Source organism: Halomonas campaniensis (assembly GCF_002211105.1).
Classification (GTDB): Bacteria; Pseudomonadota; Gammaproteobacteria; order Pseudomonadales; family Halomonadaceae; genus Vreelandella; species Vreelandella campaniensis_A.
In genome coordinates, this window is the sequence record NZ_JPUA01000037.1 from 306,297 (window position 1) to 330,794 (window position 24,498).

20 protein-coding genes are annotated in these 24,498 nt (G+C 54.6%); 15 read left to right on the plus strand and 5 right to left on the minus strand.

Annotated features, from left to right (window positions below; all coding sequences use genetic code 11):
* Nucleotides 1-156: 156 nt before the first annotated feature.
* The 7 genes from JI62_RS18790 to JI62_RS18820 all read left to right on the plus strand — a co-directional run bounded on the left by JI62_RS18790 (nt 157) and on the right by JI62_RS18820 (nt 8,057).
* Nucleotides 157-1,254: an ABC transporter ATP-binding protein gene (locus JI62_RS18790; protein ID WP_088701624.1), complete on the plus strand. Its 1,098-nt coding sequence runs from the start codon at nt 157-159 to the stop codon at nt 1,252-1,254.
* Nucleotides 1,247-2,356, plus strand: coding sequence for an ABC transporter ATP-binding protein (locus JI62_RS18795; RefSeq protein WP_088701625.1), 1,110 nt, complete (start codon nt 1,247-1,249; stop codon nt 2,354-2,356). The genes JI62_RS18790 and JI62_RS18795 overlap by 8 nt, the downstream gene beginning before the upstream one ends.
* A complete protein-coding gene (locus JI62_RS18800) occupies nt 2,349-3,236 on the plus strand; it encodes a carbohydrate ABC transporter permease (RefSeq protein WP_088701626.1) in 888 nt (295 codons plus the stop codon). The genes JI62_RS18795 and JI62_RS18800 overlap by 8 nt, the downstream gene beginning before the upstream one ends.
* Nucleotide 3,237: 1 nt before the next feature.
* Nucleotides 3,238-4,134: a carbohydrate ABC transporter permease gene (locus JI62_RS18805; protein ID WP_088701627.1), complete on the plus strand. Its 897-nt coding sequence runs from the start codon at nt 3,238-3,240 to the stop codon at nt 4,132-4,134.
* A gap of 12 nt (nt 4,135-4,146) precedes the next feature.
* Nucleotides 4,147-4,419, plus strand: a complete 273-nt coding sequence (locus JI62_RS18810) for a DUF2160 domain-containing protein (RefSeq protein ID WP_088701628.1) — start codon at nt 4,147-4,149, stop codon at nt 4,417-4,419.
* A gap of 108 nt (nt 4,420-4,527) precedes the next feature.
* Nucleotides 4,528-6,294 (plus strand): ABC transporter substrate-binding protein, encoded by a 1,767-nt coding sequence (locus JI62_RS18815; RefSeq protein ID WP_088701629.1) that lies wholly within the window; start codon nt 4,528-4,530, stop codon nt 6,292-6,294.
* A gap of 119 nt (nt 6,295-6,413) precedes the next feature.
* Nucleotides 6,414-8,057, plus strand: a complete 1,644-nt coding sequence (locus tag JI62_RS18820) for a glycerol-3-phosphate dehydrogenase/oxidase (RefSeq protein ID WP_088701630.1) — start codon at nt 6,414-6,416, stop codon at nt 8,055-8,057.
* A gap of 71 nt (nt 8,058-8,128) precedes the next feature.
* On the opposite strand, the gene glpK is transcribed toward JI62_RS18820, so the two are convergent.
* From glpK to JI62_RS18840, 4 genes are all read right to left on the minus strand, one after another.
* Entirely contained in the window at nt 8,129-9,613 is a 1,485-nt protein-coding gene (glpK, locus tag JI62_RS18825; RefSeq protein ID WP_088701631.1) for a glycerol kinase GlpK, read from the minus strand.
* Between the two features lie 110 nt (nt 9,614-9,723).
* Nucleotides 9,724-10,482: a DeoR/GlpR family transcriptional regulator gene (locus tag JI62_RS18830; RefSeq protein ID WP_088701632.1), complete on the minus strand. Its 759-nt coding sequence runs from the start codon at nt 10,480-10,482 to the stop codon at nt 9,724-9,726.
* Nucleotides 10,483-10,614: 132 nt separating this feature from the next.
* On the minus strand, nt 10,615-12,573 hold the full coding sequence (locus JI62_RS18835) for an SLC13 family permease (protein WP_088701633.1): 1,959 nt from the start codon (nt 12,571-12,573) through the stop codon (nt 10,615-10,617).
* Between the two features lie 384 nt (nt 12,574-12,957).
* Nucleotides 12,958-13,935 (minus strand): NADPH:quinone reductase, encoded by a 978-nt coding sequence (locus tag JI62_RS18840; protein WP_088701634.1) that lies wholly within the window; start codon nt 13,933-13,935, stop codon nt 12,958-12,960.
* A 226-nt stretch (nt 13,936-14,161) separates the two neighbouring features.
* Between JI62_RS18840 and JI62_RS18845 the strand changes: the two genes are divergently transcribed.
* The 3 genes from JI62_RS18845 to JI62_RS18855 all read left to right on the plus strand — a co-directional run bounded on the left by JI62_RS18845 (nt 14,162) and on the right by JI62_RS18855 (nt 17,330).
* Nucleotides 14,162-14,917 carry a glycerophosphodiester phosphodiesterase family protein gene (locus JI62_RS18845; RefSeq protein ID WP_088701635.1) on the plus strand — a complete coding sequence of 252 codons (756 nt, stop codon included), beginning with the start codon at nt 14,162-14,164 and terminating at the stop codon, nt 14,915-14,917.
* Between the two features lie 43 nt (nt 14,918-14,960).
* Nucleotides 14,961-15,803 (plus strand): deoxyribonuclease IV, encoded by an 843-nt coding sequence (gene nfo / locus JI62_RS18850; RefSeq protein WP_088701636.1) that lies wholly within the window; start codon nt 14,961-14,963, stop codon nt 15,801-15,803.
* Nucleotides 15,804-15,914: 111 nt separating this feature from the next.
* Complete coding sequence (locus JI62_RS18855) at nt 15,915-17,330, plus strand: amidase (protein WP_088701637.1); 1,416 nt, start codon at nt 15,915-15,917, stop codon at nt 17,328-17,330.
* Nucleotides 17,331-17,400: 70 nt separating this feature from the next.
* Here JI62_RS18855 and JI62_RS18860 read toward each other — a convergent pair whose 3' ends face one another.
* Nucleotides 17,401-17,835 (minus strand): hypothetical protein, encoded by a 435-nt coding sequence (locus tag JI62_RS18860; RefSeq protein WP_088701638.1) that lies wholly within the window; start codon nt 17,833-17,835, stop codon nt 17,401-17,403.
* 254 nt (nt 17,836-18,089) lie between these two features.
* Between JI62_RS18860 and JI62_RS18865 the strand changes: the two genes are divergently transcribed.
* The 5 genes from JI62_RS18865 to JI62_RS18885 all read left to right on the plus strand — a co-directional run bounded on the left by JI62_RS18865 (nt 18,090) and on the right by JI62_RS18885 (nt 24,496).
* Nucleotides 18,090-19,808 (plus strand): proline--tRNA ligase, encoded by a 1,719-nt coding sequence (locus tag JI62_RS18865; protein WP_088701639.1) that lies wholly within the window; start codon nt 18,090-18,092, stop codon nt 19,806-19,808.
* Nucleotides 19,792-20,385, plus strand: coding sequence for a transglycosylase SLT domain-containing protein (locus JI62_RS18870; protein ID WP_088701640.1), 594 nt, complete (start codon nt 19,792-19,794; stop codon nt 20,383-20,385). The genes JI62_RS18865 and JI62_RS18870 overlap by 17 nt, the downstream gene beginning before the upstream one ends.
* A 114-nt stretch (nt 20,386-20,499) precedes the next feature.
* Complete coding sequence (locus JI62_RS18875) at nt 20,500-21,189, plus strand: Cupredoxin (RefSeq protein ID WP_088701641.1); 690 nt, start codon at nt 20,500-20,502, stop codon at nt 21,187-21,189.
* Nucleotides 21,190-21,239: 50 nt separating this feature from the next.
* On the plus strand, nt 21,240-23,609 hold the full coding sequence (locus JI62_RS18880) for a bifunctional diguanylate cyclase/phosphodiesterase (protein ID WP_088701642.1): 2,370 nt from the start codon (nt 21,240-21,242) through the stop codon (nt 23,607-23,609).
* Entirely contained in the window at nt 23,606-24,496 is an 891-nt protein-coding gene (locus JI62_RS18885) for a DUF3034 family protein (RefSeq protein WP_240513299.1), read from the plus strand. The genes JI62_RS18880 and JI62_RS18885 overlap by 4 nt, the downstream gene beginning before the upstream one ends.
* Nucleotides 24,497-24,498 lie beyond the last annotated feature (2 nt).

The following is a 24,498-nucleotide window of genomic DNA, read 5'->3' on the forward strand; positions in this document are numbered from 1 at the left end:
TGTGTTCACTTTCTACACCTAAATGCGTAGATAAATGCGCCAAAAACGCGTTGCAAGTTCGCAAACGATCAACTAGCCTTTCGTAAACGAAAACGATCTGCACTATTCAATAAATCTACAAAACTTTCCAACAACAATGACGCTAGCGAGATCGGCATGTCCTTACATTTACAAAATATCGATCACATCGTTAACGGTGTGCCGCATATCAGCGGAATAGACTTGGCTCTTGAGCCAGGCTCTTTCAACGTGCTGTTGGGTCGAACGCTGGCCGGGAAAACCACGTTAATGCGCTTAATGGCTGGACTTGAGCCCCCCACCCGCGGCAAAGTAATTATGGATGGCAAAGACGTCACAAACGTCTCAGTGCGTAAGCGCAATGTCTCCATGGTGTATCAGCAGTTTATTAACTACCCCAGTCTTACCGTTTACGACAATATTGCCTCACCACTGAAATTAGCCAAGCAGCCTAAAAGCGAAATTGATAAGCGGGTTGGCGAAATCGCTGAAATGCTGCATATCGAACAGCTACTTAATCGTTACCCTCAAGAGCTTTCCGGAGGTCAGCAGCAGCGTACCGCCATGGGGCGGGCACTGGTTAAAGACGCCGACTTAATCCTGTTTGATGAGCCGCTGGTTAATCTAGACTACAAACTCCGCGAAGAGCTACGCGATGAACTGCGCGAGCTGTTTAAGGCGCGTAACTGTATCGCCGTATACGCCACTACCGAACCCAATGAAGCACTGGCACTAGGGGGTAATACGGCGGTACTTCATGAAGGAAAACTACTTCAATACGGCCCTACCGAGCAGGTCTATCGCGAACCGAATGGCCGCTTTAGCGCAGAAATGTTCTCAGAGCCGCCAATTAACATAGTCCCCGGTCGGCTTACCGACAGCGAAATCACCTTCGACCAATCATTACACTTTCCCTGCGATGACAAGCTAAAGCGCCTCGAACCAGGGGATTACGATTTTGGTGTCCGAGCTTCACACCTCACCCTACAGCCGCAAAGAGCCGATGACTTAGCGCTGGATGTCCATGTGGATGTTGCGGAAATCAGCGGTTCAGAAACCTTCCTGCATGTTCATCACGAACGGTTTCCTCTCGTTCTGCACTTGGCGGGCATTCACCAGTTTAGTGTTAATCAGCCCTTGAAAGTGTACTTCCCTACCCATCAACTTTACGCCTTCGACAAGCAGGGCCAGACGGTACATATTCCTGCGCGTCAGGGAGGAGTTGCCCATGGCTGAGATCACCTTGAAAGGCTTGGCGCACTCCTACGAAAAAACGCCCAAGGGCGCGGCGGATTATGCTATCCGTCAGATGGATCACGTATGGCATCAGGGCGGCGCCTATGCGCTTTTAGGCCCATCAGGATGCGGCAAGTCGACACTCCTAAACATTATCTCTGGCCTGCTTGAACCCTCAGAAGGTGACGTACTTTTCGACGGGCATCGGGTCAACGAACTGCCCCCAGAAGAGCGCAATATTGCCCAGGTTTTCCAGTTTCCGGTGATCTACGACACCATGACGGTGTTCGACAATCTCGCCTTTCCCCTGCGCAATATGAATACCCCAGAGTACCGGGTGAAACCCAAGGTACTCGAAGTCGCCGATATTCTTGAGCTGACCCCGCTGCTGGATCGCAAAGCCAAAAACCTGACCGCCGACGAGAAGCAGAAAGTCTCCATGGGCCGTGGCTTGGTGCGAGATGACGTTACGGCGATTCTGTTTGATGAACCGCTCACCGTGATCGACCCCCAACTTAAGTGGAAACTACGCCGCAAACTCAAGGAGATTCACGAACGCTTTAACATCACTATGATCTACGTGACCCATGATCAGCTAGAGGCCTCTACCTTCGCGGATAAAATTGCCGTGATGTATGAGGGCCAGGTGGTGCAGTTCGGCACGCCCCGAGAGCTGTTCGAGCGCCCTGCGCATACCTTTGTGGGTTACTTTATTGGCAGTCCGGGCATGAACTTTATGGCCGTAGAATACCGCGACGGTCAGGTAATGTTCGGCACACAGCCGCTTCCGATTAGCGAGCAGATGAAGCATGCAGTCACCAGCGCTGCCAATGCTAGCTCTAGCAACATAAAGCTGGGTATACGTCCCGAGTTTATCGCCATTGCTACAAGCCCAACGGCCAATAGCGTGCCGATTAGTGTGACCAGCGTGCAAGACCTGGGCACCTACTCTCTGCTCACCTTTAAGCTCAACGAACAGACATTTAAAGCCCGCCTGCCAGAAGGACATCAGCCGGTAGGTGAAACGGCGTTTGCGCACTTCGATGATGCGCACTTGGCGCTGTATATCGATGAATACCTGGTGGAGGCTGGCAATGAATAACAAAGTACCCAATAACAGAGCCTGGCTACTGGTGCTGCCCATGCTGGTATTGGTGGCGTTCTCCGCCATCATTCCGCTGATGACTGTGGTCAACTACTCGGTGCAGGACGTGCTTGGGCCCTACGCGACATTTTTTACCGGTACCGAGTGGTTTAAAACCACGCTTAACGACCCGGCATTGCAAGCAGCTTTTCTGCGCCAAATTTCATTCTCGCTGATTATTCTCGCTATCCAGATTCCGCTGGGGATTGGCATCGCGCTCATTATGCCCAAACGCGGGTGGCAGGCCTCGGCGGTGCTGATTTTAATTACCCTGCCACTGCTGATTCCATGGAACGTGGTCGGCAGTATTTGGCAAATATTTACCCGTGGTGATATCGGCCTAATGGGCTGGGGCCTGCGCGAGCTCGGCATTAACTACAACATTACCCGTAATGCCGGTGATGCCTGGGTAACGATCATTTTAATGGACGTATGGCACTGGACCCCGCTGGTGGCCATGCTCTGTTACAGCGGCCTGCGCTCGATTCCCGAAGCGTATTATCAGGCAGCGCGCATCGACCGGGCGTCTAAGTGGGCGGTGTTCCGCTATATCCAGCTCCCCAAGCTCACCAATGTGCTCGTCATCGCGGTACTACTGCGTTTTATGCACTCTTTCATGATCTACGCCGAGCCCTTTGTACTCACCGGCGGCGGGCCGGGTAGCGCCACTACCTTTCTAAGCCAGTCGCTGGCCACCATGGCGATCGGCCAACAGGATCTCGGACCGTCTGCAGCCTTCTCGCTGATCTACTTCCTGGTCATTCTGCTGGTGAGCTGGGTGTTCTACACCACCATTATGAATATGCAGAAAGACAAACCGCCGCACGGAGGTGCCTAACATGAGCTATCAACTCGAAAACACTCAGCGCGGTGAAAAGTACAACACCATTTTTAGCAAGGTTTCACCGGCCAAGCGGCGTAACCGGACTGCCCGTGCGCACTGGCGTTCACGTCTCCTGCTTGGTCTTTATCTGGCGCTAATGATTCTGCCCATTTACTGGCTGATCAATATGTCGCTCCAGACCAATAGCGAAATTCTGGGCTCCATGACGCTGTGGCCCCAGAACCTCACCTTTGACAACTACATCGGCATTTTCACCAACTCAAGTTGGTACATGGGTTACGTCAACTCGATAATCTATGTGGCGATGAACATGCTCATCACCATCTGCGTCGCATTACCGGCCGCCTACGCCTTTAGCCGCTACACCTTTATTGGCGACAAGCATCTATTCTTCTGGCTGCTGACTAACCTGATGGCCCCGCCTGCGGTATTCCTGCTGCCCTACTTCCAGCTCTACTACTCGGTAGGCCTGTTCGACACCCACATTGCGGTAGCACTGGCTCACTGCCTGTTCAACATACCGCTGGCAATCTGGATCCTGGAAGGCTTTATGAGCAGCGTACCTAAGGAGATCGACGAAACCGCCTATATCGACGGCTATAGCTTTCCGCGCTTTTTCGTCAAGATTTTTATCCCCATGATCCGCTCAGGCATCGGCGTCACCCTGTTCTTCCTATTTATGTTCTCCTGGGTAGAACTACTGCTAGCACGAACATTGACCGCTACCAGTGCCCAGCCAATCGGCATGATCATGACGCGCACCTCTACCGCCTCCGGGATTGACTGGGGCACCCTGGCAGCCGCCGGTGTACTCACCATTATCCCCGGCATTCTGGTGGTTTACTTCGTTCGTAACCATATCGCCAAGGGCTTTGCCCTGGGCCGTACCTGAGGGGATCTCGCTATGTCTTGGATGGTATGGACCGTACCCACCGCCATATTCTTTTCATCAATTGCCGCCATGCTGGCAGGCATGACGATTTGGGAGATTTTGTCGCCCACCATTGAACGCAAAGGGTTTTTACCCATTGCCACCACGCGCGGGGATCGGCTGTTTATCGGCCTGCTCTCTGCAGCCTTTATCCATTTGGGGGTGATTGGGTTCACGTCACTCTCCATTTGGATAGCACTTGCGGTATCAGCCTTATGGCTGCTGGTTTTAATGCGCTGGGGATAGCCCTTAGAGCTAGCCCTTGGGACTAGTCTTTGGGAAAGACCACCAGCGTTTAATCGGTATCAAGGACGGCAAAGCCATCAAGGAAGAACACAACAAAACGAGGTTAACATGCAAAAGCACTACAACAAGTCCAGACTGACTAAGTTCAAACTGACCACCCTCGCCGCCAGTTTGCTGCTGGCATCGGGCACGCTGTCAGCCCAGGAAGAGGATACCCGTGCAATCGCTGAACGCTTGGTCGACGAGCACTTCCAGAACTCAACCCTGAGCCGCGAAGAGCAGATCGAAGAGTTGATGTGGTTTGCTAAGGCTGCCGAGCCTTTCCGCGGCATGGATATTCAAACCGTGGCTGAAGGCCTCACAACTCACGTTTATGAAAGCGAGGTGCTTGCGGAAGCCTTTAGTGAGCTGACCGGCATTAATCTGACCCACAACATCATTGGTGAAGGTGATGTGGTAGACACCATGCAGAATCAAATGCAGTCAGGTAACAGTATCTACGACGGCTTCGTCAACGACACCGACTCCATCGGCACACATATCCGCTACGGCACCACCATCAACCTGACTGAGGCAATGGAGAACGAGTGGGCGGACTACACCCTACCTACCCTCGACCTGGATGATTTCATTGGCCTGCAGTATGGCACCGGGCCAGATGGCAGCCTCTATCAACTGCCTACCCAGCAATTCGCGAACCTTTACTGGTTCCGCTATGACTGGTTCCAGCGTGAAGATCTTCAAGATCAGTTCCGGGAAATTTACGGCTATGACTTAGGCGTGCCCACCAACTGGACCGCTTATCAAGATATTGCCGAGTTCTTCACCGAGCACGTGGGTGAAATAGACGGCACCAAGGTGTATGGCCATATGGATTACGGCCGCCGCGATCCGTCACTGGGCTGGCGTTTCCACGACTCCTGGCTCTCCATGGCGGGCATGGGCAGCCCTGGCGTTCCCTCAGGCAACCCGGTAGATGACTGGGGTATTCGCGTCAACGAAGAGAGCCAGCCTGTTGGTGCAAGCGTTAGCCGCGGCGGTGCAACTAACTCACCGGCCTCGGTGTTTGCCATGCAAAAAGCGGTCGACTGGCTGCGTGATTTCGCTCCACCCGAAGCGCAAGGCATGACCTTTGGTGAAGCCGGCCCCGTGCCTGCTCAAGGCCATATCGCTCAACAAATCTTTTGGTACACCGCCTTTACCGCCGACATGACCGATCCTGCCGTCGCAGTGACCGACGACGAAGGCAATCCACTATGGCGCATGGCGCCTTCCCCTACCGGCCCGTACTGGGAAGAAGGCATGAAGGTGGGTTATCAGGATGTGGGCGCGTGGACGTTCTTTGACTCAACGCCGGAAGATCGTCGCACCGCGGCATGGCTGTTCGGCCAGTTCACCGTGTCAAAAACGGTGTCTTTGGAAAAACTCATGCACGGTTTAACGCCGATTCGTGAATCTGACATCTTCTCCGAGCAGATGACCGAGATGGCGCCCAAACTGGGTGGCCTGGTGGAGTTCTATCGCAGCCCCAACGAGTCAAACTGGACACCTACCGGTACCAACGTGCCTGACTATCCGCGTATGGCCCCGCTATGGTGGCAAAACCTGGCACCTGTCATGAGCGGTGAAATCACTCCTCAGGAAGGCCTCGATAAACTGGCGGCGGATATGGACAGCACGATGAATCGTTTGGCTCGGGCCAACGTTTTTGACAGCTATGCCCCGGTGCTCAACGAAGAGCGGGATCCGCAATACTGGCTGGATCAAGAGGGATCACCCAAACCCAAGCTGGATAATGAAATGCCCCAAGGCACCACCGTTCCTTATGACGAAATGATGGAAGCCTGGATGGCAGCCGGTACGCGCCAAAAGTGACCACGCGTAACGCTTGCAGGGTGGGCAACCGCCCTGCAAGGGTTTCATTGGCGGCAGGCCATAGCACAAGAGAAAACACCCACTGCAACAGGGCTATTTATTGGTTAATTGGATCCGCTATGAAACTGCGAAATCGAAATATCGAAAAATTACCTACCGAGACTTTTGATGCCCTGATTATCGGGGGCGGCATTAATGGCGCGGCCACTGCGGCGGCGCTGGCGGGTAAAGGTGCCAAAGTCGCGTTGATTGATCGCGGCGACTTCGCTGGCAGTACCAGCATGCACTCCTCCAACTTAGTATGGGGAGGCATTAAGTACATGGAAAGCAAGGATTTTGCGCTGGTTCGAAAACTGTGCAAAAGCCGCAACCATTTGATAAAGAGCTACCCTTCCACGGTGCAGGAGATACGCTTCCTGACCACTATTTCGAAAGGTTTCCGCCACTCACCACGCTACCTGTGGGCGGGCACCTGGCTTTACTGGCTGATGGGCAACGGCTTTACCAAACTGCCGCGCCTGCTCTCGCCAAACAAGATTAAGCAGCAAGAGCCCATTATTGATGTTGAGGGCGCTGTGGGAGGCTTCGAATACTCCGACGCCTACCTCCACGATAACGACGCACGGTTTGTGTTTAACTTTGTGCGCCATGCGCTCAACTATGGAGCTATTGCCGCCAACTACGTTGAGTCACTCGGCGCGGAGCGGGAGGGGAATGTGTGGGTAACCAAAGCGCGTAACGTGATGGATGGCACTACCTTCGACATCCGCGCCAAAGTGCTGATCAACGCCGCAGGCCCCTGGGTAGATCAGCATAACGAGCTGACCGGTCAGAAAACCACCCATCATCACCTCTACTCCAAGGGCATTCACCTCATCGTTCCGCAGCTAACCGACTCTCAGCGGGTGCTGGCATTTTTTGCCGACGATGGCAGGCTGTTTTTTGTCATACCCATGGGTAATCGCACCTGTATCGGCACCACCGATACCCACATGGAGCACCCTGAGGTGGACGTTACCGCCGAAGATATCGCCTTTGTGCTGGAAAATATCAATAAACGCCTCACCCTGGATAAACCACTTAGCCAGGATGACATTATCTCAACGCGTTGCGGCGTAAGGCCCCTTGCCATTAAAGATAGCCAGGGCAATGACCGCGATTTTCTACAGCTTTCACGCAAGCACGTGATTGATACCAATGCTGAAAGCGCTCACATCAGCATTTTTGGCGGCAAGCTTACCGACTGTTTGAACGTTGGCGATGAAATTGCCGAAGCGGTGAGCCAACTGGGCGTTACACTATCAGACCCCAATTTTCAGTGGTATGGGGAACCCCCCAAGCCCGTGAAACAGCAGTTTATGGATCAAGCCAAGCGCATGAACCTGGATGCCATGACCGCCTCTACGTCATCAGAGCTACTCTCTACTCGGCTGTGGCGGCGCTACGCCGACCAGGCTATCCAGATGCTTGAGAAAATTCGCCAGGATCCCGCTCAGGGCGAAATTTTAATTGAAGGCACTGAGTACATTCGCTGTGAGATCGAGCATGCCCGCGACCATGAGATGATTACCCAGCTTGAGGATTTCCTGCGCCGCCGCGCCAAAGTCTCATTGGTGGTACCGCATGAGCAGTTACGCCAATCCAGTGGCTTAAAGGAGGCGTGTCGGGTGCTATTTGGCGACGACGCTGACGACCGTTTTAACCACTATTTTGAACAGAATCGCGATACCGCACTGCCCCCTACTTCTTCACCAGTGGTTTAACATAGGCAGTCATTAAACATTAAAAAGCCCTCTCAACTGAATGAGAGGGCTTTATAGTTACAGAGCCTTATTTAGGTAGAGCGCACACGTGAAACGGCGTCCAACCAGCCTTGATAGAGCTGCTCGCGGGCAGCCTCTTCCATCTTCGGCATAAAGCTCTTCTCGCAGCGCCATAGTTGCTCGATCTCTTCCAGCGTTTGATACCAGCCTAGACGCAACCCGGCCAGATATGCCGCTCCTAGCGCCGTGGTTTCCAGAATGGTGGGGCGATCAACCTGGACACCCAGCATATCGGCAAGAAACTGCATCACCCAGCTGTTCTTCACCATGCCGCCGTCGACGCGTAGCGTACCTGGCGGAGCCTCCATATCGTCGTTCATACAGTGCTGCAGATCGCGGGTTTGGTAGCAGACTGCTTGAAGGCCAGCAGCCACGATTTCAGCAATCCCCGTGTCACGGGTTAATCCAAAAATAGCGCCGCGCGCTTTCGGATCCCAGTGGGGAGCGCCCAAACCGGTAAAGGCGGGCACCAAATAAACGCTGTGCCCGCTGCGGGTCTCCTGGGCCAAGGCTTCAGTCTCTGACGCGTCGGCAAACAGATTCAAGCCGTCGCGCAGCCACTGTACTGTCGCCCCCGCCACGAAGATACTGCCCTCCATGGCATAGGTCGGTTTGCCGTTAAGCCGGTAGCCAATGGTGGTCAATAGACGATTGCGCGACAGCGATGGCGTTTCACCCGTATTCACAATCATAAAACAGCCGGTGCCATAGGTGCTTTTACCCATCCCCGGCTGAAAGCACGCCTGCCCCACCAGCGCCGCCTGCTGATCCCCCGCTACACCAGCAATGGGCAGCGCGGCACCAAGCCAGTGCACGTCGGTGGTGCCAAAATCGTCGCTGGAGTCTTTCACCTCGGGCAGCAGATTGGCGGGAATATTAAACAGCGCCAGCAGCTCTTCATCCCACTCCTGGGTATGAATATTAAAAAGCGCCGTACGCGAAGCATTGGTGGCGTCGGTCACGTGCTGCTGACCACCGGTCAGCCGCCAGATTAAAAAGCTATCGACCGTTCCAAACGCCAGCTCGCCCCGCTCCGCGCGCTCCCTGGCGCCCTCAACGTTATCCAATATCCAGGCAAGTTTTGTAGCCGAAAAATAGGGATCGATCAGCAGGCCCGTTTTCGCTTGAACGACATCGGTATGACCTTGATCGCGCAGCGACTGGCATAAATCCGAAGTGCGGCGATCCTGCCAAACGATGGCGTTATAGAGTGGTTTACCCGTTTTACGATCCCACAGAATAGTGGTTTCCCGCTGGTTGGTAATGCCGATGCCAGCTATTTGGTCAGCGGAAACCTTAGCGTTGTGCATGACCTCCCGACAGGTCGCCACCACCGTATCCCAGATATCTTCAGGGTTGTGCTCAATCCAGCCATCGTGGGGAAAGTGCTGAGCGAATTCTTGCTGGGCAACAGCGGCCACCTGCCCTTGACGGTCAAACAGAATAGCGCGGGAGCTGGTGGTACCTTGATCAATGGCGAGTATAAAAGAGGACATATCGAGTTCGCTTTGTTGTATTGTCTTTCGATTTTGTATACTTACTTTCGCTTTATTATCATCTAAGGCTACTCTAGCCACCCAAAATGCTCAAGGCTGAAACTACCTCATTATGCAATGTAGAGCGCCACATCGTGTTGCGTCAGCAAACGCTGAATCGCTTCCGGGGGTTTGCGATCCGTAAATAGCGCATCCAGCTGTTCCAGATTACCCTGCCGTACGACCGGATTACGATGAAACTTAGAGTAGTCCGCCGCCAAATAGATGCGCCGCGAATTGGCAATAATCGCCTGAGCAACGCGTACTTCCTGGTAGTCGAACTCCAGCAGCGAACCATCTTCATCGATACCGCTGATGCCAATAATGCCGTAGTCCACTTTAAACTGGTTGATGAAGTCGATCGTCGCTTCACCAATGATCCCGCCGTCCCTAGAGCGCACCTGACCGCCGGCAATAATCACGGTAAAATCCTCTTTATGCTGCAGAATGGCGGCAACATTCAGATTATTGGTAATTACCTCCAGGCCCTGGTGCTCTAATAGCGCCTGAGCAATCACTTCATTGCTGGTACCGATATTAATAAACAGTGAAGAGTGGTTAGGAATGTGCTGGGCTAAACAGCGCGCAATGCGCTCCTTCTCTTCAAGGTGCAGCGTTTTGCGCGTGCTGTAGGCGGTATTCACTGTACTCGACTCGATTCCCACACCGCCATGCACCCGCCTCACCCGCCCCTCGTCGGCCAGAGTGTTTAAATCGCGGCGAATGGTTTGCGGGGTCACGGCAAAATGGTCGGTGAGCTGCTCGATACTCATATAGCCGTGCTGACGAACCAGCTCGACAATGGCATCCTGACGAAATTGTTGATTCATAAGCCCGGCCTGTTCGATTTTTGTTGGTATATGAACATAATTTAGCAAAATTTTCGAAATCTAATAGTGCTTTTCGAACACGTCGACAGCTGCCCCCCACAGACCCTGCGCCCGATTTGGCTATTTTTGCTATTAAAGCGGCCACACCAGCAGGATCATTGGAATAGCGACTACCAGCACCACCAGCGACAACGGCAGGCCCAATTTCCAATAATCGCCAAAGCGGTAGCCGCCAGGCCCAAGCACCAGCGTATTGGATTGGTGCCCGATAGGGGTTAAAAACGCACAGGAAGCGCTGACGGCCACCACCATCAAAAAGGGGTCTAGTGAGACATCAAAGCCTTTCGCCAAACTCACCGCAATAGGAGCCATCAGCAGTGCAGCCGCTGCATTATTCACCACATTCGAGAGCAGCATAGAGAGTAAAAACAGACCCACCATAGTGACGACCACCGGCCAATCGCTGCCAAAGCTAAGCAGCGCGTTAGCAATCAAATCCGCACCACCGCTGGTTTCTAATGCTTCACCCACGGGTATCATCGCCGCTAGCAGAACGATCACCGGGCCATCAATCGCTTGATACCCTTCGCGTAGCGGTAACACGCCAATCAGTAGCGAAATCAGTGCCGCGGTGCTCATGGCCACTGCGGCCGGAAGTAGATCAAACAGCATGGCCATAATCGCCAAAGCAAAAATTGCAATCGACACGGCGAGCTTGCGCGGCTGTCCCAGATGCAATTCTCGGCTAGCCAGGGGCAGACAGCCCAGCGAAGCGAGGCTATCTGATATCTCATTTTCGCTGCCCTGGAGGAGCAAAACATCACCGTTTTTAAAACGAATATCCCGCAACCGCTGCTTCAAGCGCCCCCCATCCCGTGCCACGGCCACCAAGTGCAGTCCAAACTGATGGTTCAAGCGCAACTGGCGAACGCTGCGGTTAATCATCATAGAGTCATTGCGCACCACGGCTTCGATCAGCTGCAGGCCTTCGGTATCAACGGGCTGTTGATCCTGTGCAGCGTTTTTCTTTTTAGCCTTATTGGCATCTTTGTCACTGGCTGGATGCTCAGCGTCTTGCACTTCTGGATCGTCCTCGAGCTCTTCCTCAAGTTCAGCAATCGCGCTAAGCCCCACTTTGTCTTCCAGCATTTGGAGCTCTTCAGGCCCTGCCTCTAATAGCAGTATATCGCCCTCTTCCAGGGCGCCGTGGAAGTTATACCCCGCACGACGATTGTCATCACGCACTACCGCTAACACGGGGATGGTTTCGTCCAGCTCGTCGCGCAACTGCTGTAGCGTTAAGCCTTTTGCTTTCGACTCTTCGCCTACTTTCAGTTCGACCAAATAGTTGGCGGTATCGAACATTTCATCCGTAGAGGCCTGACCGCTACGCTTGGGCGTCAAACGCCAGCCCACCAGAACAATAAAGGCCAGCCCCGCCAGCGCCACTGCGATGCCGACAGGCGAGAAGCTAAACATACTAAATGCTTCGTCCGTCACCTCTCGGCGATAACTGGAAATAATGATATTGGGCGGGGTGCCAATTAACGTTGTCAGCCCCCCAAGTAAAGAGCCAAACGCCAGGGGCATAAGCAGTAAAGAAGGCGAGGTGTTGTGTTCGCGGGCAAGCCGCATAGCTACTGGTAGTAGCAGTGCCAGGGCACCCACGTTGTTCATAATACCCGATAGCAGCACAATGGTACCCACCAGCACCAGGAGCTGGAGTAGCAGATTCTCCCCCACCTTAAGCACTTGGTTGGCAATAATATCGACCACGCCCGAGCGCTCGAACCCCCGGCTAAGTACCAGCACGGCGGCCACGGTAATCACCGCCGGATGACCAAAGCCTGTAAACGCGCTTTCGGCCGGCACAAGCCCCAGCATGACTGAACCCAGCAATGCCGCCAGCGCCACTAGGTCATAACGAAAGCGACCCCATATAAACGCGGCAAGCGTCAGACCCAGCACGATAAACACCAGTGTGCTGGGAGTAAGCGTTAACCCGCCAAGATCCAATGCTTCAATACTTACATTCTCAATACCGGAGCCCTCAGCGCTTGAGCCCTCAACACTTATGTCCTCAGCCGACATCCTTTTCCCACTCCCTTGCTGGCGTTTGAAAGTTCACCACGCGACCAATGCACGCCACGCTTTAACATGGCTATTTCTTCTGCACATTAGACGTTTACTATACAGAGGTATAGACCCTGCATATACCAAGCCTATAAACACTTAGCCAAAAGGTAAAAAAGCTCGGCAAAGCCGAGCTTCATAACGGTAGTGTAATGAAGAGTAAAACGGGCTAATAAAAGCGCTTACTTTTGGTACTCAACAATAACGAGAACATCAACCATCTTATAGCGGTGCGCGCAGCCTTCGAGGTATCGGGCACTTCCCTGCCCTGGCGAAAGCCACCGCTTCAGGTTGAACTCGGCTCCTCATCTCAAAAAATTATCGTCGGCTAAAGTGAACTCGCTACGGTAAAAGAATAGTAGAACCGGTGGTTTTGCGGCTTTGCAGGGCGTCTTGTGCTTTGCCCGCTTCGGCAAGTGGGTAGCGGTTGGCGATATCGATTTTGACTTTACCGCTTTCAATCATGGCGAAAAACTCTTCGCACATCTTCTCCAAACGCTCGCGGGTGTCGGCGTAGCCATTCAGGCTGGGACGGGTCACGTAAAGCGCGCCTTTCTGGTTAAGGATACCGATATTGACGCCATCCACCGGGCCAGAAGCGTTGCCAAAGCTGACCATCAGCCCACGGGGTTTTAGGCAGTCCAGTGACATTTCCCAGGTGTCTTTACCCACCGAGTCGTACACCACATCGCACATATCGCCGTTGGTAAGCTCGCGTACGCGATCCACCACGTTCTCTTCGCTGTAATTAATTGTCGCCCAGGCGCCGTTGGCCATGGCTAGATCCGCTTTTTCCTGAGAACTGACTGTGCCGATCAGCTTAACGCCTAACGACTTCGCCCACTGGCAGGCAATCGAACCTACCCCGCCCGCTGCGGCGTGGAACAGAATGGTCTCGCCACCTTGTAGTTCATAGGTTTGGCGCAGCAGATACTGCACGGTAAGGCCCTTGAGCATACTCGCCGCTGCGGTTTCGAAATCAACGAAGTCGGGGAGTTTGACCACTTTAGCCGCTGGCAGCGTATGCAGCTCTGAATAAGCGCCCAAAGGGCCTTGGGCATAGGCCACGCGATCGCCAACCTGAATGTGTGTGACTCCTTCGCCAACCGCATCGACCACGCCTGCACCTTCGGTGCCTAGACCAGAAGGCATGGAAGGGGCTGGATAGAGGCCGGTACGAAAATAGATGTCGATAAAATTAAGGCCAACGGCTTTATTAGCAACACGCACTTCACCCTGACCAGGTTCAGCAGGGGTAACGTCGACCAGTTCAAGTACCTCAGAACCGCCGGTGCGGGCAAACTGAATACGCTGAGACATTAGGACTCCTTCTTGTGTAATTTGCTAATTATTCGGTTGAGACGCCATCTCTGAATAATGCTAAGCATGGCAACAGGTGCTGCTATACAAGCGCGTCGCGGCGTTTAAATCAAGCTAGCACGCTAGCGTATTTTTACCCATTAGAACGCAAGGCAATGCAATCCTGCTGTCATGCGCCCATGCTAGTATTAGCGCTTCTTTATCGTCTAAGGCTTAGAGATTTGTCATGACGCATCCCGCTATTCAACTCCCTGCGCTGATTGCTCACCGCGGCTACTCCGCCGCTGCCCCTGAAAACACCCTCGCGGCGGTGCGCGCCGCCCATGAAGCGGGAGCCACATGGGTAGAGCTGGATGTGCAGCTACTGGGTGATGGCACCCCAGTGATTTGGCACGATGGCGATGTCGCTCGCTGCTCAAACGGACGTGGTGGGCTCGCCTCCATGAGCTGGGCCAAGGCGCAAACCCTGGATGCCGGGGGGTGGTTTGACGACCGTTTTTCAGGTGAGAAGATGCCTAGCCTCAGCGAGATGTTGGCACTGCTTAACGAGCTGGAGATGGGCGTCAATATGGAAATCAAGGTCAATAAAGGCCGCGACCCCATCGCGCTGGTGGAACGTGCACTGCCGGAGATGCTCGACACCCTCCCCCCCGAACGCTTGATAATCTCCTCCTTCAATGCCGCCGCTCTTGGCCACTGCCGTCAATTTGCCAGCAAAGAGCGGCTGGCTCTGGGCGTACTGTTCGGAAGCGTGCCCAAAAGCTGGCGTGAGCAGTGCGAGGCCATTGAGGCGTTTAGCGTGCACCCCCACTGGCCGCGTTTGAAGCGCGCCCAAGCCGACGCTATACAGCGCGATGGCTATCAAATATTGTGCTATACCGCCAATGACCCCAGCGCTTTCCATAGCCGCTGGGAGTGGGGTATCGGCAGTGTCATCACTGATGAACCCGCCGCGTTCAAACGTTTTTTAGACAGCCATTGACCAGTAACGCGTGATACGTTCAAACACTGACAAGGAGTCCACCGTGAAGTACCTAGGAGCCCACGTGAGCGCCGCTGGCGGAGCAGACCAAGCCGTGCAGCGAGCGGTGGAAATTGGTGCGGATGCGTTTGCGCTATTCACCAAAAATCAGCGTCAATGGAAAGGTAAACCGCTCACCGATGAGGCCATTCAAGCCTTTCGCGACGCCTGCGCCGAGCATAATTTTGCCCCTGAACAGATTTTGCCCCACGACAGCTATCTGATTAACCTCGGCCACCCCGAGCAGGAAGGCCTACGCAAATCCCGGGATGCCTTTCTGGATGAGATGCAGCGCTGCGAGCAGTTGGGACTGACGCTGCTTAATTTTCACCCTGGCAGCCATTTGAACAAAATCAGCGAAAGCGACTGCTTGAAACGTATCGCTGAATCCGTCAATGAAGCGCTAACGCATACCCAAGGGGTTACCGCAGTCATTGAAAATACCGCCGGGCAAGGCACTAACCTGGGCTGGCGCTTCGAGCATTTGGCCGAAATCATCGCCCACGTGGACGACAAAACTCGCGTGGGGGTGTGTATTGACACCTGCCACGCCTTTGCGGCGGGCTATGATTTACGCACGACCGAGGCCACCCAAGCAACGCTCGATGAGCTAGGCAGCGTTGTCGGCTTTGAGTATCTGCGCGGCATGCATTTAAACGATGCTAAAAGCAACCTTGCCAGCCGCGTGGATCGCCACCATAGCCTGGGCAAAGGCAACATCGGTCTGCCCGCCTTTACCGCTATCATGCAGGAACCACGGATTAACGCTATTCCCATGATCCTGGAGACCATCGAACCCGAGATATGGGCCGATGAAATAGCGTGGCTGCGCGCTCAAGCCTCCTGAACAGTGGATACAAAGAGTCAGCCTACGATGCAGCGTTTTTTGCACGGCCGGTAATGCTTGCCTACGCTTAAACTCCTTTACCCAAGCCCCTGCCTACGTAAGGAGTGTGCAATGAGCGATACCGATCTCGGCAGTTTAGATGCCCAGACCCTAGCTCACTTGTTTGAAAGCCGAGAGGCCCCCCCGCTAGAAGCGACTCGTGCCGCTCTTGAGCGAATCGAGCGCTTCAACCCAGACGTTAACGCCTATGTATATATAGATGCTGAAGGCGCAGAATCGGCGGCCAAAGCCTCGGCACGGCGCTGGGGGCAAGGCAAGCCGCTAAGCCCCATCGACGGGGTGCCGGTATCACTTAAAGACCTGACTCAAGTGGCGGGCATGCCCTGCCGGGAAGGCTCGCTAACCTCTTCTGATGCGTTATGCGACACCGATGCGCCTCCCGCTCGCATGCTGCGTGAAGCGGGCGCCGTCCTACTAGGCAAAACCAACACGCCCGAATTTGGCTGGAAAGCCGTGACCGATAACCGCGTCTTTGGCGCCACGGCTAACCCCTGGGATACGCGCTTAACCCCCGGCGGCTCTTCCGGCGGGGCCGCCGCGGCCGCCGCGCTCAATATGGGTGTGCTACACCAGGGTGGCGACTCCGGCGGTTCCATCCGCATCCCCGCGGCGTTCACTGGTGTTTTTGGCTTCAAACCCACATTTGGCTGGACGCCCCAATGGCCACCGGCTAAAGAGCCCAGCCTATCGCACCTGGGGCCGTTAACGCGCACCGTGCGCGACGCCGTCAGCATGCTCAATGTGATGGGCCGCTACGACTACCGTGACCCTTACGCCACCCGCGGGCAGCCTGAGTGCTGGGGGATGGATTTGGATAAAGGTTTAACCGGACTACGGATTGGCTACTCGGCTGATCTTGGCTACGCCAAGGTAGATCCACAGGTTGCCGAGCGCGTGCGAGAAGCAACCGGCAGACTGGAGGCGTTGGGCGCTGAAATCGTCGAAGTACATCCCGGCTTTTCGTCACCGCTGGATACCTTCCGCAAGCTTTGGTTTACCGCCTCTTTAGAGCAGTGGTCACAAATGGATGATGACCAGCGTACGCTGCTGGATCCCGGCATGGTGGCCAATGCCCGTGAGGCCGAACCCTGGAAAGCCGTTGAGCTGTTCCGTGCCTTGGCAGACCGCGCAGAGTTAACCCAGCGCCTGGAGCACTTTAACCAAGAGTACCACCTGCTAATGACACCCTCGGTGGCGATACCGCCGTTTGAAATAAATCAGGAAGTCCCCCCCGGCAGCGACATGCGGGACTGGGAGGAGTGGGCGCCCTTTAGCTATCCTTTTAACCTTAGCCAGCAGCCCGCCGCCTCGGTGCCCTGCGGATTTACCGATAAAGGATTGCCGGTAGGCTTTCAGCTAGCAGGAGGCAAATATGATGATGCTCGCGTTCTGCGCGCCTGCCATGCCTACATGGAAGCGCATCCGCCGCGCTTTCCCAGCGTACCTAACCCTGCCCAGTATGCTTAACACTTGTACCACATGAAAAAACCCAGCCAGGTGTAATGCCTGGCTGGGTTTTAACGATCAAAAGCGAACGTTACATCGCTGAGAGTTTCTCTTGGTCTAACACGCCCGACATGCGCACCATCGCCAGCGCTTCATCCAAGTTGCTCATCTCTTCAATCATGACCAACTCGCTCTCTAAGCTCACCGGCTGACCGGCTGTTTCAGACAGCAATTTTTCCAGAGAAGCCACGTCCATAGCGTCGTCTAAGTGGTGAACATCCACTGAGGCGCTGTTGCGGCCCGGCAGGTAGATGGTGCCATTAGAGAAATCCACGGCGTAAGCAATCACTCCAGGTACGATAAAGAACAGCAAACCGACCCCATTGGCGACAGCAATAACCGGATCAATATCACCGCTCAATTGTCCTTTACGCTCAGGATGAAAAAGCGTACCACAACCACTCAGTGACACGATGGAAACGCCAACCACGGCGCCAGTCAACCAGCGACGAACTGCTTGATGCATGAAGGTTCCCTCAAACAAAAAAGTAACGATAGTCGATATAGCGTATTGCGCTTGCGTTTTTTGCCGACTATCGCGCCACAAAACTCGATCAGTTTAGCACAACCATCCAAAAGCATAGATCATTTGAACATAAGCACTATTTTGCCGCTTTAACCGCTAGACCGTACAATGTCCCCATTCAACGCTTCCAAGCACTTTTTCAAGAATCCAGTTTTCAAAAACCTGTTTTCAAAACCTAAGGAATGCTCACGCCCATGCGCGCCAGCCAATTACTGATTGCCACACTCAAAGAAACCCCGGCTGACGCCGAAGTCATTAGCCACCAGCTAATGCTTCGTGCCGGAATGATTCGCCGTTTGACATCGGGGCTTTACACTTGGCTGCCTCTTGGCCTGCGCACACTGCGCAAAGTGGAAGCCATAGTGCGCGAAGAGATGAACCGTGCCGGTGCTCAAGAGGTACTAATGCCCGCCGTGCAGCCCGCTGAGCTTTGGCAGGAGTCTGGCCGTTGGGAGCAGTATGGCCCTGAGCTGCTACGCCTCAAAGATCGCCATGACCGAGACTACTGCGTCGGCCCGACCCACGAAGAAGTGATTACCGATCTGGTACGCAAGGAGATTGCCAGCTATAAGCAACTGCCGGTCAACTTCTACCAGATTCAGACCAAGTTCCGGGATGAGATCCGCCCACGTTTTGGGGTAATGCGCTCACGTGAGTTCATCATGAAGGACGCTTACTCCTTCCACCTGGATGAAGACTCGCTTAAGCAGACCTACCAGGATATGTACGACGCCTACACGCGCATCTTTACGCGCCTAGGCCTCGACTTCCGCCCGGTCATCGCCGACAACGGCTCCATCGGCGGTACCGGCTCTCACGAATTCCACGTGCTGGCCGAGTCTGGCGAAGACGACATCGTCTTTTCCAACTCTTCTGACTACGCCGCAAACATGGAAAAGGCCGAAGCCTTGCCTGCTCCCCTGGGCAGCAACATACAGCGCGAAGCACCTACCCAAGAGATGCACCTGGTAGATACGCCTAACGCCAAGACCATTGCCGCCCTGGTTGAGCAGTTTGATCTGCCGATCGAGAAAACGGTCAAGACTCTAATCGTACGTGCCGCCGAGGGTGGCTTGATTGCCCTATTGGTGCGCGGCGACCATGAGCTGAACGAGGTAAAAGCCGAGAACCTTCCCCAAGTGGCGGCCCCGCTGACCATGGGCAGCGAAGAGGAAATTCGCGCAGCCGCTGGTGCTGGCTTTGGCTCGCTTGGCCCTGTGAACCTTGATATGCCCATTATTGCCGACCGCAGCGTTGCCCTGATGAGCGACTTTGGCGCAGGTGCCAATATTGAAGGCAAACACTACTTCGGCATTAACTGGGAGCGTGACGTTGCCCTGCCCGAGGTGGCCGACCTGCGCAATGTGGTGGAAGGCGACCCCTCGCCGGATGGCCAAGGCACGCTCTCTATCAAACGTGGCATCGAGGTGGGTCACGTATTCCAGCTTGGCCAAAAGTACTCCCAGGCGATGAACGCCAACGTGCTGGGCGACAACGGCAAAACCAGCCATCCTTGGATGGGTTGCTACGGCATCGGCGTGACCCGCGTGGTCGCCGCCGCCATTGAGCAGAACCACGACGAATCCGGCATTATCTGGCCCAACGCTATTGCCCCCTTCCAGGTGGCACTGGTGCCGATGAATGCACACAAATCCCAGCGTGTTCGCGAAGAGTCTGAACGTCTTTACCAAGCGCTCACCGGCGCTGGCTTAGACGTCTTGCTGGATGACCGCGACACCCGGCCCGGCGTTAAGTTTGCCGATTTGGAGCTGATGGGCGTTCCTCATCGTCTAGTGATCGGCGACCGCAGCCTGGACAACGGTGAGCTGGAGTATAAAGGTCGCCGAGATAGCGAAGCCACCATGGTGCCTGCTGATCAAATCATCGACTTTTTGCGTGAGAAAGCTAGCTAAGGCAGTAACGCTTAGCGGGGTATTGCTGAGCGGCGCTGGGCTTGTAGCCACAAGCCTAGTAGCTGCTCAGCCGTTACCCCAAACCCTGCGTCCCACCCTTGAGTCTGCCAATCAGCAGCATCAGACGCCTCAACAGCAGTGGGCAGCGCGTCAGTGGCGTGAGAGTATGGACACGCCGCTAGCACGTTTTATGGATGATGCCGTACAGCGCCAGACACTGCTCACGCGCATCTACCAAGAAGCCAGGCTGGCAGGCTTACCGCCAGAGTTAGTGTTAGCCTTGATTCAAGTGGAGAGCGCTTTTAAAGCCGAGGCTATCTCCTCGGCAGGCGCCGTTGGCTTGATGCAAATCATGCCGTTCTGGGTCAGCGAGTTAGGGCTACCGATTGATGACTTAACCTACCCGCCGCGCAATCTGCGCTATGGCTGTACGATTTTGGCGCACTACCTAGCCCTTGAGAATGGCGACTTTACCCGTGCGCTAGCGCGCTACAATGGCAGCTTGGGCGAAACCTGGTACCCAGAGCGGGTCATGCATGCCTGGCGGAATACCTGGCGTCGCTCAGCATTGCATTAAGTGTTGGCTTACCGTTAAGCCAAACGCATGACTTTCTTGCACAATCCATTCACTATTAAGCTTAACGCTACGCGGGCTAACAAAGAGCCAGCTTAATACGGGATGCCGACCTCAATGCCAAAGCCAACACGACTACGTCACTCTTATATGGGTTTTATCAGTCTATACCCACTCCCGTTATTGGCACTGGCGATCATCAGCCTCCTTATCCCTACCGCTAATGCCGCACAAATAACCGTTAGCACTGCTGATGGTCAGCCGCTTGAGGATGCAGTCGTTGAGGTTTACTACGATTCGGCGGCGGGCAATCCTCCTCAGGAAGAGAACATCTATCAGCGGGATGCTGCCTTTCACCCCAAGGTACTGGCCGTACCGACCGGCAGCTATGTGGCATTTCCCAACCAAGACACCACTCGCCACCACGTCTACTCCTTTTCACCGGCCAAAACCTTTGATTTAAACCTCTATTTGCAAGAAACGCCGCCACCGGTTCAATTCGACCAGGCCGGTGTTGTCGTCTTAGGGTGTAATATTCACGACCATATGCAGGCGTTTATTGTCGTCAGCGATGCCCCTTACGCGGCGATAACGGGCGCTGAAGGCATGCTTTCCCTCCCCACGCTGCCCGCTGGTGAGCATCGTGTGCGGGTGTGGCACCCGCAACTTGATGACAGCCAGCAAGTGTGGTGGGAAGGCATCATTACCGATAATGACCAGTTGGAAGTCAGTTTAGAACTCAACGCACTGCCACCTCCAGTGCCAACGCTCTCCCCCCTCCAACAGCGCTTTAAAGATGCCACTTAAGCCCTTACCCGCATTCAAGAGATGGCGATCAGCCACTTAGTGAGGTTGCTATGCGTTTTAGAACGCGCCTGATGCTCGTACTGCTGACCGTGGTGATTGTCTCGCAACTCGCCACCGGAGTGGCATTCCTTCGCGCGACCCAAAACGATGTCATTGCCAAAGGATCCCAACGTTTAGAAGTGGGGGCCAATGTATTAGCACAGTTGCTGGATACGCGCGGTGAACAGTTAACCAATAACGTTGCTATTCTCGCCGATGACTTTGGTTTTAAAAGCGCCGTTTCCACCCAGGATACCGAGACGCTCTACTCCGTGCTGGCCAACCATGGTGATCGAGCCAAGGCAGATATCGTGTTACTCAGCGGTCTGGATGGGCATATCCTGGCGAGCAGCCATCATCCACAAAATAGCCCGATGCCTTTCCCGCAGCTCTTCGACCGGGCTCGCCAAGAGGGCCAAGCTGTTAGCGTCGTCATCGCAGAGGGTCAGCCTTATGAATTCGCCCTGCTCCCGGTGCGCGCCCCCAACCTGATTGGCTGGGTTGGAATGGGTTTTTTAATCAATGAAGCAGTGACGGAAGAGATTAATGCGTTAACCGGGTTGGACATTAGCGTGGTTAACTATGGCGATAACGGCGAGATCAGCTACCTAGCCAGCTCTCACCCTGGGCAATTGGCTCTGGAGTTAATGAGCGAACGTGGTGACGAGTTAATCGAAGGCGAGTATGCCCTACAAAGCCAGATGACGCCGGATGCAGAATATCTAACCTACGCGAGCCAGCTCTATTCAGACGACGCCAACCATACCTATGCGCTGTTACAACTCTCACGCAACGAGCTGCTTGGCGCATACCGCTCATTGCAATGGCAACTGCTGGGCATCATCGCCCTGATTCTACTGTTTACCGTGCTCATTGCCATGTGGAGCGCGCGCAGCATGAGCAAGCCGTTAATGGAGCTGGCCCAGGCGGCTCAGCGCATTGGGCGCGGCGAGCGCTTCACTGAGCTGCCGGTCGGTACTGAGCGGAGCGAAACCGGACTGTTGGCATCGACCCTGCTTGCCATGCAGGAGGGCATCGCTCAGCGCGAAGCGACACTGCATCACCAATCTCGCCACGATTTACTCACTGACCTGCCCAATCGAATGAGTGCTCAAGAAGATATTAGCCTTTTAATCAAACGCGGTGAGCCGTTTACCCTTCTGCGCCTGGCAATTAACAACTTTCGCGACATTAACGACACCTTCGGCTATGCGCTGGGGGATCACGTGCTGGTCACCCTGGCCAAGCGCTTGCAGCACTTTGATGGCTCGGAGAGCACGGCCTACCGGCTTGACGGTGACGAGCTGCTACTGGTCGTCAAGCAGTCGAGAAGCGACTTTGCCTGGCGTACCCGACTGTTCACTACGCTGCATCACCCTATCGATCTTGATAAATCACCCATCACACCCTCACTTTCAGCAGGGGAAACCAACTACCCCGACCATGGCGACAGCCCACAACTATTGCTGCGGCGATCCGATATAGCACTGGATATGGCGCGACGTCACCGGCACCCTCATCAACGCTATCTGGAGGGGCAGGATGAGCACCATTTGCGCCAGCTCACCCTGATTCGCGATCTACAGGATGCGGTGGGCAACGGTGAACTGTGGATGGCCTACCAGCCCAAAGTAGACACCCGTAATGGCCGCGTAGAGCAGTGCGAAGCGTTGATGCGCTGGCGTCACCCGTCGTTAGGATTTGTGCCCCCCGATGAGTTTATTAGCTTGGCCGAGCGCTCGGGAAGTATCGGCATGCTTAGCCACTGGATGTTAGCCAATGTCTGCGCTCAATTGCATGCCTGGCAGCAGCGTGGCTATCACTTATCGGTAGCGGTTAATCTATCCGCCAGTGATGTGGTGGATCGCCAATTGGCGACTTATTTGGCCAGTTTACTTGAACGCTATCGCCTTGCCCCTGCCCGCCTGAGTATCGAAGTCACTGAAAGTGCCGTTATGCAGGACGTTGATGCCGCTATGTCCACGTTGATGGCGCTCAACCAACTGGGGCTACGTATCGCAATCGATGACTACGGCACCGGCTACTCCTCTTTGGCGCAAATCAAACGACTACCCGTGGATGAGCTCAAGATTGATAAGTCTTTCGTGTTGGCCATCGACTCGCAAAAAGATGACTTAACCATCGTCAGCTCGACTATCGAAATGGGCCATAGCTTAGGGCTGCGTTTAGTGGCCGAAGGTGTTGAGAATCGCGCCAGCGCCGAGCTGTTAAGCAAGCTTGGCTGTGACTATTTACAAGGGTATTGGGTTGCTAAACCCATGCCCGCGGATGAGCTCCCTGCATGGTTGGATAACTTTACCCCACTGTCACTTCCCCACCCGATGTCTACCATACTCAAGACGCTCCAGAGAAAGCCATGAGGGTATTTCAATCTATGTTTTCACCGCCCCACTCAACCTCTCGGCACTCCTTCTCTGGTTGTCTTGCGTCCTGCTTAGCGGTCTGTTTAGCGTTTGCAGCCACTCCCTCCTCTGCAGGAAGCCGTATTTTAGGTACGGGTGGCGTAAGTGCTATTGAAGGAGCTGCTGGCGGTGGTTTATCACCTTGGGCCGTGCTTTCCAGCACCGCAAGCGATCAGGAAATAGGCGCCACTGCCGCCGCTACGCGTGCGTGGGTAGACGACTATCGATTGACGGTGACCGGCGCCAGTCTGAATGTTTATGATCGTGTTGAAGTCTCCGTGGCCCGTCAAACCCTTGATTTAGAAACCCTGGGAGGCGAACTAGGCCAGGATATTTATGGCGCGAAAGTACGCTTACTCGGCGATGTGCTCTATCACCCTTGGGGCATTTGGAGCTTTGGGGTGCAACATAAGCGACTGGTTGATGGCACTATTCCCACCGCCCTGGGCGCCGATGAAACAAGCGGCACCGACGTGTATCTGAGCGGCAGCAAGCTGCTATTTAGTGCGGTTGCTGGGCGCAATGTGCTGCTCAACGCGACCCTGCGTAATACCGATGCCAACCAGGGCGGTTTACTTGGTTTTGGCGGTGACCAGGGGGGGCGCTCGTGGGTGGCCGAGGGGAGCGTGGGCGTCTTTATTACCCCGCAATGGATTGTTGGCGCCGAGTATCGCCAGAAACCCGATAACCTAAGCGTTGCCGAAGAGGATGATTGGCAAAGCCTCTATACTGCCTACTTCTTCAATAAGCACTTATCACTCACGGGCGCATGGTTGGATTTAGGCGATATTGCCGGCCTACCCTCCCAACGCGGCGGCTATCTTTCACTTCAGGCAGCTTTTTAAGC

Coding starts and splice junctions, on each gene's coding strand:
- JI62_RS18840 (WP_088701634.1), bottom strand. CDS start 13,935: ATGTCTCAGCGTATTCAGTTTGCCCGCACCGGCGGTTCTGAGGTACTT.
- JI62_RS18830 (WP_088701632.1), bottom strand. CDS start 10,482: ATGAATCAACAATTTCGTCAGGATGCCATTGTCGAGCTGGTTCGTCAG.
- JI62_RS18855 (WP_088701637.1), top strand. CDS start 15,915: ATGAGCGATACCGATCTCGGCAGTTTAGATGCCCAGACCCTAGCTCAC.
- JI62_RS18805 (WP_088701627.1), top strand. CDS start 3,238: ATGAGCTATCAACTCGAAAACACTCAGCGCGGTGAAAAGTACAACACC.
- JI62_RS18880 (WP_088701642.1), top strand. CDS start 21,240: ATGCGTTTTAGAACGCGCCTGATGCTCGTACTGCTGACCGTGGTGATT.
- JI62_RS18795 (WP_088701625.1), top strand. CDS start 1,247: ATGGCTGAGATCACCTTGAAAGGCTTGGCGCACTCCTACGAAAAAACG.
- JI62_RS18800 (WP_088701626.1), top strand. CDS start 2,349: ATGAATAACAAAGTACCCAATAACAGAGCCTGGCTACTGGTGCTGCCC.
- JI62_RS18820 (WP_088701630.1), top strand. CDS start 6,414: ATGAAACTGCGAAATCGAAATATCGAAAAATTACCTACCGAGACTTTT.
- JI62_RS18810 (WP_088701628.1), top strand. CDS start 4,147: ATGTCTTGGATGGTATGGACCGTACCCACCGCCATATTCTTTTCATCA.
- JI62_RS18845 (WP_088701635.1), top strand. CDS start 14,162: ATGACGCATCCCGCTATTCAACTCCCTGCGCTGATTGCTCACCGCGGC.
- JI62_RS18835 (WP_088701633.1), bottom strand. CDS start 12,573: ATGTCGGCTGAGGACATAAGTGTTGAGGGCTCAAGCGCTGAGGGCTCC.
- glpK (WP_088701631.1), bottom strand. CDS start 9,613: ATGTCCTCTTTTATACTCGCCATTGATCAAGGTACCACCAGCTCCCGC.
- JI62_RS18790 (WP_088701624.1), top strand. CDS start 157: ATGTCCTTACATTTACAAAATATCGATCACATCGTTAACGGTGTGCCG.
- JI62_RS18875 (WP_088701641.1), top strand. CDS start 20,500: ATGCCAAAGCCAACACGACTACGTCACTCTTATATGGGTTTTATCAGT.
- JI62_RS18860 (WP_088701638.1), bottom strand. CDS start 17,835: ATGCATCAAGCAGTTCGTCGCTGGTTGACTGGCGCCGTGGTTGGCGTT.
- JI62_RS18865 (WP_088701639.1), top strand. CDS start 18,090: ATGCGCGCCAGCCAATTACTGATTGCCACACTCAAAGAAACCCCGGCT.
- JI62_RS18885 (WP_240513299.1), top strand. CDS start 23,606: ATGAGGGTATTTCAATCTATGTTTTCACCGCCCCACTCAACCTCTCGG.
- JI62_RS18815 (WP_088701629.1), top strand. CDS start 4,528: ATGCAAAAGCACTACAACAAGTCCAGACTGACTAAGTTCAAACTGACC.